The organism is Stutzerimonas sp. KH-1, from assembly GCF_054483855.1.
In genome coordinates this window covers 4,103,574-4,118,963 of sequence record NZ_CM137011.1, presented here as the reverse complement: position 1 = coordinate 4,118,963, position 15,390 = coordinate 4,103,574, and the positions used below count along the sequence as shown (strand labels likewise).

Genomic DNA, 15,390 nt, shown 5'->3' with positions numbered 1-15,390 from the left:
GCCACGAATAATCGGCAAGTCATGCGGTATCGCCAGTGGCGCACTCGCGCTGCCGTTGCCGCCGCGACACGCTGTCAGAGCCGCCCAACCAAAGCTGCGGGTCGAAACCGGCGAAGGCCAGCAATGCCGGCAGGCGCTCCTCGAACCCCTGGAAACCGTGGTCGCCACCTGCCTGGATACGCAGCGCACAGCCACGATAGAACTGCGCCGCGTCACGGTAATCCAGCGTCTCATCGCCTGTCTGCAGCCAGACCTGATAGCGCTCGGCATCCTCGGGAGACGAGGTCTCCAGCTCCGCCAGTGCGGCCACATGGTCCTCGGTCAGGTCCCAGACTTCCCCACTGTAGAGATTGGTCTGCGGCCCGAGATAACCGTCGAAGCGGCGATGCGGCATCACCGCCGGATTGATGAGCAACGCCTTGAGGCCATGGCGCTCGGCGAGGTGGGTCGCATAGTAGCCGCCGAGCGAGCTGCCGACCAGCAACGGCCGGCCGAGCTCGGCGATGCAGGCTTCGAGCTGGGCGATGGCCTGGCGTGGGTGGTGATGCAGCGCCGGCACCCGCAGCCGATCGGCAAGGCCAAGCTGGCCCAACGCAGCGGACAGCCGGCTCGCCTTCTGCGAAAGCGGCGAACTGTTGAGGCCATGGAGATAGAGTATCGAGGGCGGGTAACTGGACATGAATACAGTTCGTTGAAAAACCGCAAGGCTACAAGGCGCATACCGCCGACTGCAAGCGAACCGCCCGGACGAACGCCACTTATCCCCTGCCCCGAACCGATCCGCCGACCAAACGTTATGCAGCACGAGCTGCAGTACGCTCAATAGCCCTTGACGCTGTAATCCACTTCGAAGGCGATGCCGCTGACCCGCGACACAGCCGTTTCCAGTCTCCCGTCGGCATACAGACGGAGCCAGCGATAACCCGGTGCCGCGCTATCGACCTGGAAGTCCTCGCTCTGCGGCGTGAACTGCACGCCCGTCGACGGCGTGGCTAGCAGCCGAACCCCATTGCGCGACTGATCGAACGCCTGATGGATATGACCCCAAAGCAGCGCACGCACGTTGTCGTGGCGGTCCAGCACCTCGAACAGCGCCTCGGGATTGCGCAGCCCGATGCTGTCCATCCAGCGGCTGCCAATGGATACGGGATGGTGATGCAGACAGACCAGGTGATGCCGCTCGGGCGCCTCGCCCAGGGCGCGATCCAGCAGCTCGAGTTGATCGCCACGCAGCATGCCATACACCGAGCCTGCAACCAGGGTGTCGAGCATCACGACGCGCCAGCCACCGATCTCAAGCACCGGCTCCATCAGCTCACTGCCACGGGTGGCCTCGCGCATGGCGCCGAGTTCGTCATGGTTGCCGGGACACCAGCGCGCTGGCGCCTCGATGCGCCCGGCCAACTGGCGGAAGCGCTGGTAGGACGCCACCGAGCCGTCCTGGGACAGGTCACCGGTAGCCAGGATCAGGTCGATGCGCGGCTGCTCTTCGATGGCCAGCTCGACCACCCGCTTCAGACTGTCGCAGGTATTCATGCCCAGCAGCTTGCCGTCCGCTTCGGCAAACAGGTGGCTATCGGTGAGCTGCACCAGCAGAACCGAATCTTCAACAGCAGTCAGGGGCGCACCAGGCAAGGCCCTTCTCCTTGAGCGAAATCGCAACGGAATTATGGTAGGAGCCCATCCGGAGGGTAAACCTCGGGTTGTGGGCCTGGGTCACAGAACCGCGTTGCGATGCGTGTGTGCCTGCTTCGTCAATAGATCAACGGCTTCAGAGCACGGGCTCCAGCTCATGGCCACAGGCCAGGCAGTGCCCCAGCCACTCGCCGAGAAAGAGATTGAGCTGATTCTTTTCATCAGGCTGGTGCATCTGCGCGTTGGGGTAGTGATAGATGCCGCGGAAGCGCCGGGCGTTCTCGGCACGAACCACTTCGGCCATGCGTGCATCGTGATAGACACGCACTTCCATCTTCGGCACCGGCAACCAGGTCAGGCAGTGCTCCTGGCTCACCCGCACGGTGGTGGTGTAAGGGCAGCTCTCCAGCACTTCGAGTACCAGTACGCCAAGCAGCAGGTCACCCTGGCTGATGGCGATGCGCCGCGCCTCGCAACCGCTACGCATGCCCGGCAACAGACGCATCAGACGCAGATAGTTGGCTTCGCAGGCCGCCTGCAGTTCGAGCAGATCGACTCGGTATCGCTCGCGCGTCTTCCTCATGCCCACTCCCCCCGCACCTGCTCGCGATTCAAGGCCAGCCACTGCAGTGCAATGATGCTGGCCGCGTTGTCGATTCGACCGTCGGAAATGGCGCGCAGTGCCTCTTGCAACGACCAGACATGCACACGGATGTCCTCGCCCTCTTCGGCCAGCCCGAACACACCGTCGGCCCCTTCGCTGTCGCAGCGACCTATATAGAGGTGTACGCGCTCGTCGCTGCCGCCCGGCGATGGAAAATAACGCGTGATCGGCCACAACTCGCCCAGCTCCAGCCCGGCCTCTTCCACCGCCTCGCGACGGGCGACTTGATCCGGCGCCTCGTCCTTGTCGATCAGCCCGGCGACCAGTTCGATCAGCCAGGGATTGTCGACCTTGCCCAGCGCCCCGACACGAAACTGCTCGATCAGTACCACTCGGTCACGCAGCGGATCGTAGGGCAGCACGCATACGGCGTCATGCCGCACGAACAGTTCGCGGCTCAGCTCGGCGCCCATGGCACCACTGAACTGACGGTGGCGCAGGTGGACGCGCTCCAGCCGATAGAAACCGCTGAAGCATTGCTCTCGACGGAGGATCTGGACATCATCCGGACCGGGTTTGAAGGTCTCGCTCATGGGTACCACTCATATCGGTTTGATTCGCGCCTTGCCGGCGGCGAATGACTGCAACCGTCACGTCGTGAGCGGCTTTGTGGTCATCCTAACGCGGCATTGTCTCTGGCGCAGCCCTTTGCAGACCACCGTAATCGAAGAACGCTCCACTGCCGCCAGCGCACGAACTTCGCGCAACGCCGGCGATCGAAAGCGCACTGTCATGCCTGGACCAACCATGTATTCAACCGCACCCTTTCGCAATCGCATCCTGCTGGGCAGCCTTCTCCTACTGCTCGGCGGCTGCCAGCACCTGGTCGCCGAACGCCCCGTCGAAGTCCGTCAAATCGTCACCGAGCATCGTCCGCAAGGCTGCGAGGACGACAGCTGCCCGCTGGTGAACATCGACACCCTGACCTTTGCCGACGAACCGGAACTCGATCGACTGATCGACGCACGGCTGCGGCGGATGACCATCAACGGCCCGGATGACCGCCTGCCCGCGTCGCTAGAGAATTACCAGCAGCGCTTTCTGAGCACCGCCGAGCCGGGCTGGAGCAGCTACCTGCAGGCCAAGCTGCGCGAGCAGCATGGCGACATCCTGGTGGTCGAGTTTTCCAGCTACCTGTATGTCGGCGGCGCCCACGGCATGCCCGGGCGTGGCTTCATCAACTACGATCGCGAGCAGAACCGCGAGCTGCGCCTGGAAGACCTGCTGATTCCGGGGCAGGAAGGTAACTTCTGGCGCGTCGCACGCCAGGCGCACCAGCGTTGGCTGGTGGAGAACGAACACGATCAGGACGCCGAGTTCGTCGACTTCTGGCCCTTCCAGCAGACGCCGAATATTGCACTGCTGAAAGACAGTGTGTTGCTCAAGTACGACGTCTACAGCATCGCGCCCTACTCCAGCGGCCACCCGGAGCTGTTCATTCCCCACGAACAGCTCAAGGGCATTCTGAAAGGCGAATATCTCTGAGGATACGAAGCGGGCCGGCATCCGCCGGCCCGCTTCGACTCGCCTACAGGCAGTCGGTCACACCTCGCCGGTCACACCTGTTTGTAGATCACCGAGCCTTCGTCCTTGAAGCGCGAGGACTGCTCGGCGAAACCCGCCTCGATGGCCTTCTGCTCGTCGGTCAGGCCGTGCTCGGCAGCGTACTCGCGCACTTCCTGGGTAATCTTCATCGAGCAGAACTTCGGCCCGCACATGGAGCAGAAGTGGGCCACCTTCGCCGATTCCTTCGGCAGCGTCTCGTCGTGGAAGGCACGCGCGGTGTCCGGGTCGAGGCCGAGGTTGAACTGGTCTTCCCAGCGGAACTCGAAGCGCGCCTTGCTCAAGGCGTTGTCGCGAATCTGCGCACCCGGATGGCCCTTGGCAAGATCAGCAGCGTGCGCGGCGATCTTGTAGGTGATGATGCCGGTCTTCACGTCATCCTTGTTCGGCAGGCCCAGGTGCTCCTTCGGCGTGACGTAGCAGAGCATCGCGCAGCCGAACCAGCCGATCATCGCCGCGCCGATGCCGGAGGTGATGTGGTCGTAGCCCGGCGCGATGTCGGTGGTCAGCGGGCCGAGGGTGTAGAACGGCGCTTCGTCGCAGCATTCCAACTGCTTGTCCATGTTCTCCTTGATCATGTGCATCGGCACATGGCCTGGGCCTTCGATCATGGTCTGAACGTCGTGCTTCCAGGCGATCTTGGTCAGTTCGCCGAGGGTTTCCAGCTCGCCGAACTGCGCGGCGTCGTTGGCATCGGCGATCGAGCCCGGACGCAGGCCGTCGCCGAGGCTGAAGCTGACGTCGTAGGCCTTCATGATTTCGCAGATTTCCTCGAAGTGGGTGTAGAGAAAATTCTCCTTGTGATGCGCCAGGCACCATTTGGCCATGATCGAGCCGCCGCGCGAGACGATGCCGGTGACGCGCTTGGCGGTCAGCGGCACGTAGCGCAACAGCACGCCGGCGTGGATGGTGAAGTAGTCCACGCCCTGCTCGGCCTGCTCGATCAGGGTGTCGCGGAACAGCTCCCAGGTCAGGTCTTCGGCGATGCCATTGACCTTCTCCAGCGCCTGGTAGATCGGCACGGTGCCGATCGGCACCGGCGAGTTGCGGATGATCCACTCGCGCGTCTCGTGGATGTGCTTGCCGGTGGACAGGTCCATCACGGTGTCCGAACCCCAGCGGATGCCCCAGGTCAGCTTGGCCACTTCTTCCTCGATGGAGGAGCCCAGCGCCGAGTTACCGATGTTGCCGTTGATCTTCACCAGGAAGTTGCGGCCGATGATCATCGGCTCCAGCTCGGTGTGGTTGATGTTCGCCGGGATGATGGCGCGGCCGCGCGCGACTTCCGAGCGGACGAATTCGGGGGTGATTTCCTTGGGAATGGCCGCGCCGAAGCTCTGCCCGGCATGCTGCTCGACCAGCAGGCCGGCTTCACGCGCCTCGGCGAGCTTCATGTTCTCGCGGATGGCGACGTACTCCATCTCCGGCGTGATGATGCCCTTCTTTGCATAGTGCATCTGGCTGACGTTGTGCCCGGCCTTGGCCCGGCGCGGGTTACGCACATGGGCGAAGCGCATGGCGGAAAGTTCGGCATCGTTGAGGCGACGCTGGCCGAATTCGGAGGTCAGCCCCGGCAGCTTCTCGGTGTCGCCGCGGTCCTCGATCCAGGCACTGCGCACGTCGGCCAGGCCCTTGCGCACGTCGATGGTGACGTTCGGGTCGGTGTAGGGGCCGGAAGTGTCGTAGACGGTCACGGGGGCGTTGATCTCGCCGCCGAAGTCGGTGGGCGTCACGTCCAGGCTGATCTCGCGCATGGGCACGCGGATGTCGGGGCGCGAGCCCTGTACATAGACCTTTTGCGAACGCGGGAAGGGTTGAATGGACTGCTGGTCGACCTGGGCGGATTCACTCAGGTTCTTGTTGCTTTGCACGCTCATCGGCTTCTCCTGGGATGTGTCGGAGCGAACCTGAGCAACACGGCGGATCAAGGGCGTCGGGCACCGCAGCTGCGGTGGAGAGACTCGTCACGTTCTAGACGAGGACATCTTGTTCCCTACGCAGGCCTTAACCTGATCAGGTTCAACGGGATCCGGAACTTTCCGATCTCAGCCTTCGCTTCAAGGCACCCCGACAAGAACGCCGTCGAGTCTAATCAAGACCTTGGGCGAACACCATGGCAACGACGAAACTAGTCGACCGTTCGGTCATTTGACCGGGCCGCCACGGGCACCACACAGCAGGCGCACGCGCGCCTTGACCCTCTGACAGCTGCCGCTTAGCCTTGCCCATCAGCTCTATTCAGGATGGACCCAACATGCTGCGCAGACTCCCCCTGGCTCTCGCCGTGGCCACCCTCACTGCCGGAGGGGCCTGGGCGCAGGAGACCATCCCCCTCGCCAGCAAGACCGATCTGGTCAGCGTCTATCAGCAAGCCGTCAACAACAACGCCGACCTGGCTGCAGCGCGCGCGCAGTTTCGCGCGCGCCAGGAAGTCGTGCCGCAGGCCCGCGCCGGCCTGCTGCCCAATCTCAGCGCCGGTGCCGAGCTGAGTGACACCGAAACGGACGTCGATACCAGCATGGGCTCCACCTCGCTGTCGCGCAGCGGTACCGTCTATCAGGCGACGCTGAGCCAGCCGATCTTCCGTGCCGACCGCTGGTTCCAGCTCAAGGCCGCGGAAGCCGTGAGCGAGCAGGCCGCAATCGAATACTCCATCGCCGAGCAGGACCTGATCCTGCAGAGCGCCCAGGCCTACTTCGCCGTGTTGCGCGCGCAGGACAACCTGGCGGCGGTGAAGGCCGAGGAAGCCGCGTTCAAGCGCCAGCTCGACCAGGCCAACGAACGCTTCGAGGTGGGCCTTTCCGACAAGACCGATGTGCTCGAAGCCCAGGCCGGCTTCGATACCGCGCGCGCCAATCGCTCCATCGCCCAACGCCAGGTCGAGGACGCCTTTCAGGCGTTGTTCACCCTGACCAACCGCGAGTACCTGGCACTGGAAGGCATCCGCCATACCCTGCCGGTGCTGGCGCCGGTGCCAAACGAGGCCAAGGCGTGGGTGGATACGGCGACGCGGCAGAACCTCAACCTGCTGGCGGTCAATTACGCCGTGACCGCCGCCCAGGAAACCCTGCGCCAGCGCCGCTCCGGCCATGCGCCAACACTCGACGCCGTGGCCTCGTACCGCAAGGGCGACAACGACGCGCTCGGCTTCAGCAACACCCAGAGCATCCCCGGCTTCGACATGCCGCGCTATACCGGCGACGTCGAGCAGCGCAGCATTGGCCTGCAGCTGAACATCCCGCTCTACAGCGGCGGGCTGACCACCTCGCAGAGCCGCGAGGCCTATTACCAGCTCAGCCAGAGCGAGCAGCAGCGCGAAAGCCTGCGCCGCCAGGTGGTGGAAGCCACACGCAACCTGCACCGCGCGGTGAACACCGATATCGAACAGGTCCAGGCCCGCCGGCAGTCGATCATCTCCAACCAGAGTGCGCTGGAAGCCACCGAGATCGGCTATCAGGTCGGCACCCGCAACATCGTCGACGTGCTCGACACCCAGCGGCGCCTGTATGCCGCGGTACGCGACTACAACAACGCCCGCTACGACTACATTCTCGACAACCTGCGCCTGAAGCAGGCGGCCGGCACGCTGAATCCGGACGACCTGCAGCAGCTGGCGGCCTACCTGAAACCCGATTACAACCCGGACACCGACTTCCTGCCGCCGGATCTGCCGCAGACCATCGGTCAGCCGGTGCGGGTGGATTATTGAGCCAGAGGGCTCGCTTGAACCGCGGTTGGGTGGGCTAAAGCCCACCAGGCGCTCGCCCCCCCAGACGGCGCAATGACGCCGACAGTTGATCCGGCTTCCTCGCGGACCAGACACACCGACTAGCCGAGCAGCCTCGCCAGCCCTGTCAGCAGACGCTGCAAGGCGCCCTGATTGGCCTTGAGCACGCCCAGCCCGGCGTCACGCATCCGTTGCGCGGCAGCCGAATCGCGCCAGAGCTCACCGACAGCATCCGCCAGCTGATCGGCATCCTGCACTTCGCGCAGGGCGCCGGCATCGCGCAGCTGCGCGGAGATTTCGAGAAAGTTGAATAGATGCGGACCACTGAGGACCGGCTTGCCCAACGCCGCAGGCTCCAGCAGGTTGTGTCCGCCATTGGGCACCAGGCTGCCACCGACGAAGGCCACGTCGGCCAGGGCATAGAGAAACAGCAGCTCGCCCATGGTGTCGCCGACCAGCACCTGCGTGCCGGCGCCAACCGTCTCGCCCGTCGAGCGGCGCACCGCGGCAAAGCCTTCCTTGCACGCCAGTTCAAACACCGAGATGAAGCGTTCCGGATGCCGTGGTACCAGGAGCAGCAGGGCCTGCGGAAACCGCTCCAGCAAGCGTCGGTGCGCGGCCAGGATGATTTCGTCCTCGCCGGCATGGGTGCTGGCGGCGATCCACAGCGGCCGATCCTGCGCCGCCCATTGATCGCGCAAATCGGTCGCCCGCGCCAGCAGTGCCGGGTCGATGGCCAGGTCGAACTTGATCGAGCCAGTCACTTCGACGCATTCGTGGCGTGCGCCGAGCTGGCGAAAACGCTCGGCTTCAGTCTCTGTCTGCACGGCAATCAGGCTCAGCTCGGCCAGCATCGGCGCGGTCAGACGGGCGAAGCGCGCGTAGCCGCGAGCCGAGCGCTCGGACAAGCGAGCATTGGCCAGCGCTACCGGAATGCCGCGCCGGGCGCACTGATGGATATGGTTGGGCCAGAGCTCGGTCTCCATCACCACCGCCAGCTTCGGCTGCAGGCGATCCAGAAAGCGCGCCGCGGTCCAGGGCAGGTCATAGGGCAGGTAGCAATGCTGCACGCTGTCTCCGAACAGCGCCTGGATGCGCTCGGAGCCGGTCGGCGTCATGCAGGTGATGGTGATCGGCAGCTGCGGGTAGCGTGCCATCAGCTCACGGACCATCGGCGCCGCGGCGATGCTTTCGCCCACCGAGACCGCATGCACCCAGATGCCACCCGGACGCAGCCGCGGCAAACCGAAGGCGAAACGCTCGCCGATACGACGGGAGTAGGCCGGGGCGCGCCAGGCGCGCCACAGCAGGCGCAGGAACACCAGCGGCAGGCCGAGGTGAAACAACAGGGTATAGAGGGTGCGATTCATGGGCGCGGAGCTTAGCAAGCTGCCTGCTCGCGAGCCATAACCGCCCTGCCGACGAACTTGTTGGCGAGGTCGGAACCGAACGAAGTTGCCCGCCCATAATCAGGATCTCGCCATGTCCGGCTATGTTTACCTGGCCATCGCCATCTGCGCCGAGGTGGTCGCCACCACCTCGATGAAGGCACTGGCCGGCTTCAATCGTCCGCTGCCACTGCTGCTGGTGGTGACCGGCTACAGCCTGTCGTTCTGGATGCTCGCGCTGGTGGTACGGACCATCCCGGTAGGCATCGCCTATGCCATCTGGGCCGGGCTCGGCATCGTACTGGTCAGCGTCGCCGCGGCGGTGCTCTATCGTCAGTACCTGGACCTGCCGGCGGTACTGGGCATGGGGCTGATCATCGCCGGCGTGGTGGTTATCCAGTTGTTCTCCCGCAGTGCAGGCCACTAAGCTGCCGGCGGACTGCAGTTATACTGCGCGACCGTTTACCCAATGAGGTCTGCACATGCCCGAATCCCTCAGCACCGACGTCCTGATCGTTGGCGGCGGCGTCGCCGGCCTTTGGCTGAACGCGCGCCTGCGCCGACTGGGTTTTGCCACCCTGCTGGTCGACAAGGGAGCACTGGGCGGCGGGCAGAGCGTGAAGTCCCAGGGCATCATCCATGGCGGCACCAAGTACGCGCTGAGCGGTGCGCTCACCGGTGCCTCCGAGGCGATTGCGGACATGCCGCGGCGCTGGCGCGAAGCGCTCGAAGGCAAGGGCGAGCTGGACCTCAGCGGCGTGCGTCTGTTGTCCGATGCACACTATCTGTGGTCGCCAGGCACCCTGGCCGGCAACCTCACCAGCTTCTTCGCCAGCAAGGCGGTGCGCTCGCGGGTCGGCCAGGTCAAGGGCGATGAGCTGCCGCCTGCGCTGCAGCATCCACGGTTCAAGGGCAAGGTCTATCGGCTCAGCGAGCTGGTGCTGGACGTGCCCAGCCTGATCGCCCGGCTGGCCGAACTGGCTGGCGACAGCCTGCTGGCCTGCGAGCGGATCGAACCGCTGCTCGACGACAACGAGCTGGTCGGGTTGCGCGTCGATGGTCGCGAGATCCGCGCCCAGCGCATCGTGTTCAGCGCCGGTGGCGGGACTGCCGAGCTGCTCGCGTCGCTCGGCCTGCAACAACCGGCCATGCAGCGCCGTCCGCTGCACATGGTCATCGTCAAGGCGCCCACGCTCAAGCCGCTCTATGCCCATTGCCTGGGGGGCGGCACCAAACCGCGGATCACGGTCACCAGCCATCCGACAGCGGACGGCGAGTGGCTCTGGTATCTCGGCGGCGACCTGGCCGAAGCCGATGGCGTGGCGCGCGACGAAGCCACTCAGATCGCCGCCGCGAAAAAGGAACTGGCCGAACTGGTGCCTTGGATCGACCTGTGCTCCGCGCAATGGGCCACGCTGCGTATCGACCGCGCCGAGCCTGCACAATCGGCGCTCGCCCGTCCGGACAACGCCTTCCTTGCCGAGCAGGGCCGACTTCTGGTCGGTTGGCCGACCAAGCTGGCGCTGTCCCCCGACTTCTCCGACCGCGTCGAAGCCGCCCTCGCCCGTGACGGCATTCGCCCGGCCAACCATCCCGCACTGCCCGAACTACCACGTCCGCCGCTGACCGGGCCATTCTGGGAAGGGCTGCTGCCATGAACGCGACGCTGCATGACCTGCACCGCCCGCTGGGCAGCACCGGCCTGCGCATCTCGCCGTTGGGTCTGGGCACGGTCAAGCTGGGCCGCGACCAGGGCGTGAAGTACCCCAGCGGCTTCGCCATCCCCGACCATGACCAGGCCCGCCAGCTGCTGACCTTGGCCCGCGAACTCGGTATCAACCTGATCGACACCGCGCCGGCCTACGGCGTCAGCGAGGAACGGCTCGGCCCGTTGCTGGCCGGACAGCGCGAGGATTGGGTGATCGTCAGCAAGGTTGGCGAGGAGTTCGAGAACGGCCAGTCGCGCTTCGACTTTTCTGCCACCCATACGCGCTTCTCGGTGGAGCGCAGCCTCAAGCGCCTGCGTACCGACCGCATCGAGTTGGTGCTGGTGCACTCGGACGGCAACGACCTCGATATCCTGCAGCACACCGAGGTCTACCAGGCCCTGGCCGAACTCAAGCGCGAGGGCAAGATCCTCGCCTTCGGCCTGTCCGGCAAGACGGTCGATGGTGGGCTGCTTGCGCTGCAGCAGGGCGACTGCGCGATGGTGACCTACAACCTCAACGAGCAGGCCGAACGACCGGTCCTCGACTACGCTGCTGCACACGGCAAGGGCATCCTGATCAAGAAAGCCCTGGCCAGCGGTCATGCCTGCCTCAAGCCAGGCGACGACCCGGTCCGCCGCAGTTTCGAGCTGCTGTTCGGTCACCCAGGGGTCAGCGGCGCGATCATCGGCACTATCAATCCGCAGCATTTGACGGCTAACGTACGGACTGCTGCTGCCGTTCTGACCGGCAACTGAAACGGTCCTGGCGGCAACGTTCATCCGCTGCGCGGAAAGCGCATTACGCTGATGCCGCGCGGTTACTTTCTTCGCCGCAAGGAGAAACCGAATGCCAAGAGTTCTGGTGCGCAAGAGCCCTGCCGCATTCAAGACCCTGCCTCTCTACGTCGAGGCCAGCCAGGACAACCTGAGCTACCAGAGTCTGGGCCGGCCGTTGAACTTCAGCGAAGTGATCGAGCGCCGTCGCCCGGTTGAGGTCTCCGATCCGGGCCGTTTTGCCATCGAACTGGCCAATCTCGGCGTTTCGGTGCGTCTGACCATGAGCTGGCAGGGCCGCGAATACTGGGTGCTGGTCCGTCAGCATCGGCCGGACCGCGGCGACGTTGTACTCAAGCTGATCTCCGGCTACATCCCGGCCCATGAGCTGAACCTGCCATTGCTCACAGCCATCCAGGAAATTGCCGAAGAATGCCTGCTGGAAACTCCTGAAGGCTGGCTCGCCGGTCGTTTCGGCGATACGTGGCTGCCCACGCCGTACCAGGCCAGCCTGCACTACCGCGAGGCGGTGCACTTCAAGCTCGCCTCGCAATCCGGCGCCACGCGCCCGGTACAGTGCGGCAACATGGTGCTTATGGAGCGTCCTCGCGCCTATGTACACCTGCCGACCGCATCGCTGCAGCTGGTCTATGACATGCGCATGGAACTACCGAAAGAGGCGCGTCAGCTGAGCCTGTTCCACGTCGACGAGCGCCTGGAGGACGGACAACTGGTTGCGCGCCTGGAGCGCAGCCGGCCCGACATCTACCTGATACCGCTGCAGCAGGGCCAGCCGCAGGATCAGCTGCTGCAGTTGCGTAATGGCCAGTTCAGCCCGGTGAACACTCGCGGCCTGTGGCTATCGGAAAGCTTTGCGCCGCAGGAAGGCTGGGTGGTGCGCGACGAGCGCGTTCGCTGGCGGGATTGGTGGGCGGCACGGCCGATGGCGGCCGCCCGTTAACAAGGTAGTGGGTAGCCGCGCAAAGCGGCTATCCACCTACTGACGCGATACGCGGTAGGCGTATCCAAAGGACTCAGCGGCTGCGGATCTTCTCGACGATGGCGGTGGTCGAGCTGTTTTCCACCAGCCCCAGCACCTTCACCACACCGCCGTAGGACTTGACCAGATCGGCACCGACGACCTGATCGACGCCATAGTCGCCGCCCTTGACCAGCACATCGGGACGGACCTGGGCCAGCAGGTTTTCCGGCGTGTCCTCGGAAAAGCACACCACCCAATCCACCGCTTCCAGACCGGCGAGCACCGCCATGCGGCGGTCCACCGAGTTGATCGGCCGGCCCGGACCTTTGAGGCGGCTCACCGAACCATCATCGTTCACCGCCACCACCAGCCGGTCGCCCTGGGCGCGGGCCTGCTCGAGGTAGGTCACATGGCCGGCGTGCAGGATGTCGAAACAGCCATTGGTGAAGACGATCTTCTCGCCCTCGGCGCGGGCATCCTCGACCGCGGTGAGCAGCTGCTCGACGGTCATCACGCCACGCTCGGAGCCTTCCTCGCGTTGCACCGCGCGGCGCAGCTCCGGCGCGCTGATGCAGGCGGTGCCCAGCTTGCCGACCACGATACCGGCGGCCAGGTTGGCCAGTGCCACGGCCTGTGGCAATTCCTCGCCAGCCGCAATCGCAGCGGCCAGCGTCGAGATGACGGTATCGCCGGCACCGGTGACATCGAACACCTCGCGGGCACGGGCCGGCAGGTGCAGCGGTGCGTGATCAGGGCGCAGCAGGGTCATGCCGTGCTCGCCACGGGTGACCAGCAACGCATCCAGCTCGAGCCGGCTCATCAGCTCGGCCCCCTTGCTGACCAACTCGGCCTCGTCGGCACAATGCCCGACGATCGCCTCGAATTCGCCCAGGTTCGGCGTGATCAGCGTGGCACCGCGGTAGATGTCGAAATCCTTGCCCTTGGGATCGGCCAGCACCGGAATGCCACGCTGCCGCGCCGCCTGGATCAGCGCCTGATGGTTCTTCAGCGCGCCCTTGCCATAGTCCGACAGCACCAGCACCTTGACCCCGGCCAGCAGCCCTTCCACCTCGGCCAGCAACGCGGCCAGATCGGTGTTGAACGGCTCCTCGAAATCCATGCGCAGCAGTTGCTGATGGCGACTCATCACCCGCAGCTTGACGATGGTGGGCTGGTCATCGATGCACTGGAAATGCGCCTGCACACCGGCAGCCGCGAGGCTGTCAGCCAGGCTCTGACGCGCCTCGTCCTCGCCGGTCACGCCCACCAGCGCCGCGGCAGACCCGAGCGCCGCGATGTTCAGCGCCACGTTGGCCGCGCCACCGGGCCGATCCTCGATCTGCTCGACCTTGACCACCGGTACCGGCGCCTCAGGCGAGATCCGCGACGTGCCGCCATGCCAGTAGCGATCGAGCATGACATCACCCACCACCAGTACGGCGGCTTGGTCGAAACGGGGCATGGACAGCTTCATTGGGGCTCCGATGACAAACAGAAAACGGCGGCGATCATAACATGCAGCTCGCACTGGACCGGCCAGCGCAACAAGGCTGCTAGAGCTTGCGCACCCAGAATAGCTCGTGTCTGCGCACGGCCTTGCGGAAAAACTCGTCATCGCCGGTGGACGGCCAGCGGCGACCGGCGAGTGCGGCCTGGATCAGGCGGCGCAGGCGCTTCTTGAGCGGCAAAGGACCCTGCAGATCGTGTTGCATCGCCAGCGCCATGGCCTTGTTCAGCCGAGCCTCGGAATCCAGCGTCGGGCTCCATAGGCGATCGGCCGGCAGCGGCTCGATGGCGGGCGGCAAAGCCACGCCGCCATCAGCCGGCCCCATCGGCCAGCGGTCGTTATCGTGCAGGTGGTTGGCATACAACAGCAGTGTTTCCGGCAGCCAGTCGCCCTCCTCCATGGCCTGATACAAGGCCCGGGTGGCAGCCACATGGTCAGCGTGAGGATCCAGTTCAGGGTGCGGTGTGACCACCACCTCAGGGCGAAAATGGGCGAGCAGAACCCGCAGATCGGCCTGCAGATTGTCCCAACTGGGCACACCGTCCACGTCCGCGGGCAACAGCAGTGGATTGTGCCGGCGCACGCTGCGCACGTCCTGCTCACCGGATTCGCGCGAACCGAACGGCGTCTGCGGGTCGGCCACCATGGCGGGCAGCTGCAGGCAGTAATAGCCCAGCTGGACGCACCGCGTCTGCGGTACGCCGCCCCACAACGGCACTGCCAGGCTATCCCAGGTGCGCAACCGCCCCTTGAGCCTGGCGGCAGACGCATCGTCCAGACCCAGCCGACGGTATCTGTCGGCTTCGATCTCGCCCTGGGTCAGGGTCACGATGGCCACATCGCGTGCCTGACTGTACAGGCCGAAAGCGGCCAGCTCGGCATCGTCGGCATGCGGGGCGACGATCAGCACGCGGCGCTCGGAATAATCCGGGTTGCGCATCGCAAAGAGCGTCGCCTCGCCGGACAGGCGACAGAAGCGCCCGCTGACACGCAGCACACCGCCACTCAGCGGCCCATGCTGGCCGGACAGGTTGAGATAGCGCCGGCCGGCAACGCCCCGCTCGAAATCCTGACGGTCGTCACCGACCCACACCTGCGGATCAAGCCACCGCCCCAGCCAGCTGGCCTTGAGCTCGATCTCGAGAATAAGCGTATCCGCGGCTTCGAAGCGCTCCGGCGCCGTGATTCGGCCGCCGTCGATCCGCACCGGATAACGCTGGGCATCATCCGGGAATACATAGTCGTAATCGTCCTGAGGGCTGTAGAACAGGTGGTCGGCAAACCAGGCCTCATGAGCGATCCAGCCCAACACCAGCAAGAGCGGAACCAACCACCAAGCAACCAGCGCGCCGAGCAGCAGCAGCGCGACCAGCGCGACCAGCAGGGCGATGCGTTTGTGCTTGCGGTGGCGTCTAAGCAACTGCTGCTTGCGTGCACTCATG

At 65.0% G+C, this 15,390-nt stretch carries 14 protein-coding genes and 1 riboswitch; of the genes, 6 read left to right on the top strand and 8 right to left on the bottom strand.

The genetic code is table 11. From position 1 onward, the window contains the following. Positions 1-19: 19 nt before the first annotated feature. From ACX1DW_RS19675 to ACX1DW_RS19660, 4 genes are all read right to left on the bottom strand, one after another. A complete protein-coding gene (locus ACX1DW_RS19675; RefSeq protein WP_458992216.1) occupies positions 20-679 on the bottom strand; it encodes a YqiA/YcfP family alpha/beta fold hydrolase in 660 nt (219 codons plus the stop codon). A 140-nt stretch (positions 680-819) separates the two neighbouring features. Continuing rightward, positions 820-1,635 (bottom strand): 3',5'-cyclic-AMP phosphodiesterase, encoded by an 816-nt coding sequence (cpdA, locus tag ACX1DW_RS19670; RefSeq protein ID WP_063540816.1) that lies wholly within the window; start codon positions 1,633-1,635, stop codon positions 820-822. 136 nt (positions 1,636-1,771) lie between these two features. Beyond that, positions 1,772-2,218 carry a DUF1249 domain-containing protein gene (locus ACX1DW_RS19665; protein ID WP_063540815.1) on the bottom strand — a complete coding sequence of 149 codons (447 nt, stop codon included), beginning with the start codon at positions 2,216-2,218 and terminating at the stop codon, positions 1,772-1,774. Further along, entirely contained in the window at positions 2,215-2,832 is a 618-nt protein-coding gene (locus ACX1DW_RS19660; RefSeq protein ID WP_014597852.1) for an NUDIX domain-containing protein, read from the bottom strand. The genes ACX1DW_RS19665 and ACX1DW_RS19660 overlap by 4 nt, the downstream gene beginning before the upstream one ends. A gap of 214 nt (positions 2,833-3,046) precedes the next feature. Here ACX1DW_RS19660 and ACX1DW_RS19655 point away from each other — a divergent pair, with 214 nt between their 5' ends. Next, positions 3,047-3,784, top strand: a complete 738-nt coding sequence (locus ACX1DW_RS19655; protein ID WP_458992215.1) for an RsiV family protein — start codon at positions 3,047-3,049, stop codon at positions 3,782-3,784. A gap of 71 nt (positions 3,785-3,855) precedes the next feature. Here ACX1DW_RS19655 and thiC read toward each other — a convergent pair whose 3' ends face one another. Then, positions 3,856-5,739, bottom strand: a complete 1,884-nt coding sequence (gene thiC / locus ACX1DW_RS19650; RefSeq protein ID WP_133455511.1) for a phosphomethylpyrimidine synthase ThiC — start codon at positions 5,737-5,739, stop codon at positions 3,856-3,858. Positions 5,740-5,835: 96 nt separating this feature from the next. Then, a riboswitch (TPP riboswitch) is annotated at positions 5,836-5,942 on the bottom strand. A gap of 174 nt (positions 5,943-6,116) precedes the next feature. Here thiC and ACX1DW_RS19645 point away from each other — a divergent pair. Next, the gene (locus tag ACX1DW_RS19645) at positions 6,117-7,571 is read left to right on the top strand and encodes a TolC family outer membrane protein (protein ID WP_133455510.1); all 1,455 of its coding nucleotides are present in this window, start codon (positions 6,117-6,119) and stop codon (positions 7,569-7,571) included. Positions 7,572-7,690: 119 nt separating this feature from the next. On the opposite strand, the gene waaA is transcribed toward ACX1DW_RS19645, so the two are convergent. Further along, on the bottom strand, positions 7,691-8,959 hold the full coding sequence (waaA, locus tag ACX1DW_RS19640; protein WP_458992214.1) for a lipid IV(A) 3-deoxy-D-manno-octulosonic acid transferase: 1,269 nt from the start codon (positions 8,957-8,959) through the stop codon (positions 7,691-7,693). Positions 8,960-9,071: 112 nt separating this feature from the next. Here waaA and ACX1DW_RS19635 point away from each other — a divergent pair, with 112 nt between their 5' ends. The 4 genes from ACX1DW_RS19635 (at position 9,072) to ACX1DW_RS19620 (ending at position 12,420) form a co-directional block, all read left to right on the top strand. After that, on the top strand, positions 9,072-9,404 hold the full coding sequence (locus tag ACX1DW_RS19635; RefSeq protein ID WP_017246573.1) for a DMT family transporter: 333 nt from the start codon (positions 9,072-9,074) through the stop codon (positions 9,402-9,404). A 55-nt stretch (positions 9,405-9,459) separates the two neighbouring features. Then, positions 9,460-10,635: an NAD(P)/FAD-dependent oxidoreductase gene (locus ACX1DW_RS19630; protein WP_133455508.1), complete on the top strand. Its 1,176-nt coding sequence runs from the start codon at positions 9,460-9,462 to the stop codon at positions 10,633-10,635. Further along, complete coding sequence (locus ACX1DW_RS19625) at positions 10,632-11,441, top strand: aldo/keto reductase (protein WP_110775667.1); 810 nt, start codon at positions 10,632-10,634, stop codon at positions 11,439-11,441. The genes ACX1DW_RS19630 and ACX1DW_RS19625 overlap by 4 nt, the downstream gene beginning before the upstream one ends. Positions 11,442-11,532: 91 nt before the next feature. Continuing rightward, positions 11,533-12,420 (top strand): metal ABC transporter ATPase, encoded by an 888-nt coding sequence (locus ACX1DW_RS19620; RefSeq protein ID WP_458992213.1) that lies wholly within the window; start codon positions 11,533-11,535, stop codon positions 12,418-12,420. Between the two features lie 73 nt (positions 12,421-12,493). Here the strand turns inward: ACX1DW_RS19620 and hldE are convergent, their stop codons facing one another. Both hldE and ACX1DW_RS19610 read right to left on the bottom strand, forming a co-directional pair. Beyond that, on the bottom strand, positions 12,494-13,915 hold the full coding sequence (gene hldE, locus ACX1DW_RS19615; RefSeq protein ID WP_458992212.1) for a bifunctional D-glycero-beta-D-manno-heptose-7-phosphate kinase/D-glycero-beta-D-manno-heptose 1-phosphate adenylyltransferase HldE: 1,422 nt from the start codon (positions 13,913-13,915) through the stop codon (positions 12,494-12,496). Between the two features lie 79 nt (positions 13,916-13,994). After that, positions 13,995-15,389, bottom strand: coding sequence for a PIG-L deacetylase family protein (locus tag ACX1DW_RS19610; RefSeq protein WP_458992211.1), 1,395 nt, complete (start codon positions 15,387-15,389; stop codon positions 13,995-13,997). Position 15,390: the final 1 nt, after the last annotated feature.

What these genes read in the sequence shown, in the direction of transcription:
- ACX1DW_RS19675 (WP_458992216.1), bottom strand. Translation starts at nt 679, where the DNA reads ATGTCCAGTTACCCGCCCTCGATACTCTATCTCCATGGCCTCAACAGT.
- ACX1DW_RS19665 (WP_063540815.1), bottom strand. Translation starts at nt 2,218, where the DNA reads ATGAGGAAGACGCGCGAGCGATACCGAGTCGATCTGCTCGAACTGCAG.
- ACX1DW_RS19660 (WP_014597852.1), bottom strand. Translation starts at nt 2,832, where the DNA reads ATGAGCGAGACCTTCAAACCCGGTCCGGATGATGTCCAGATCCTCCGT.
- ACX1DW_RS19655 (WP_458992215.1), top strand. Translation starts at nt 3,047, where the DNA reads ATGTATTCAACCGCACCCTTTCGCAATCGCATCCTGCTGGGCAGCCTT.
- thiC (WP_133455511.1), bottom strand. Translation starts at nt 5,739, where the DNA reads ATGAGCGTGCAAAGCAACAAGAACCTGAGTGAATCCGCCCAGGTCGAC.
- ACX1DW_RS19645 (WP_133455510.1), top strand. Translation starts at nt 6,117, where the DNA reads ATGCTGCGCAGACTCCCCCTGGCTCTCGCCGTGGCCACCCTCACTGCC.
- waaA (WP_458992214.1), bottom strand. Translation starts at nt 8,959, where the DNA reads ATGAATCGCACCCTCTATACCCTGTTGTTTCACCTCGGCCTGCCGCTG.
- ACX1DW_RS19635 (WP_017246573.1), top strand. Translation starts at nt 9,072, where the DNA reads ATGTCCGGCTATGTTTACCTGGCCATCGCCATCTGCGCCGAGGTGGTC.
- ACX1DW_RS19630 (WP_133455508.1), top strand. Translation starts at nt 9,460, where the DNA reads ATGCCCGAATCCCTCAGCACCGACGTCCTGATCGTTGGCGGCGGCGTC.
- ACX1DW_RS19625 (WP_110775667.1), top strand. Translation starts at nt 10,632, where the DNA reads ATGAACGCGACGCTGCATGACCTGCACCGCCCGCTGGGCAGCACCGGC.
- ACX1DW_RS19620 (WP_458992213.1), top strand. Translation starts at nt 11,533, where the DNA reads ATGCCAAGAGTTCTGGTGCGCAAGAGCCCTGCCGCATTCAAGACCCTG.
- hldE (WP_458992212.1), bottom strand. Translation starts at nt 13,915, where the DNA reads ATGAAGCTGTCCATGCCCCGTTTCGACCAAGCCGCCGTACTGGTGGTG.
- ACX1DW_RS19610 (WP_458992211.1), bottom strand. Translation starts at nt 15,389, where the DNA reads ATGAGTGCACGCAAGCAGCAGTTGCTTAGACGCCACCGCAAGCACAAA.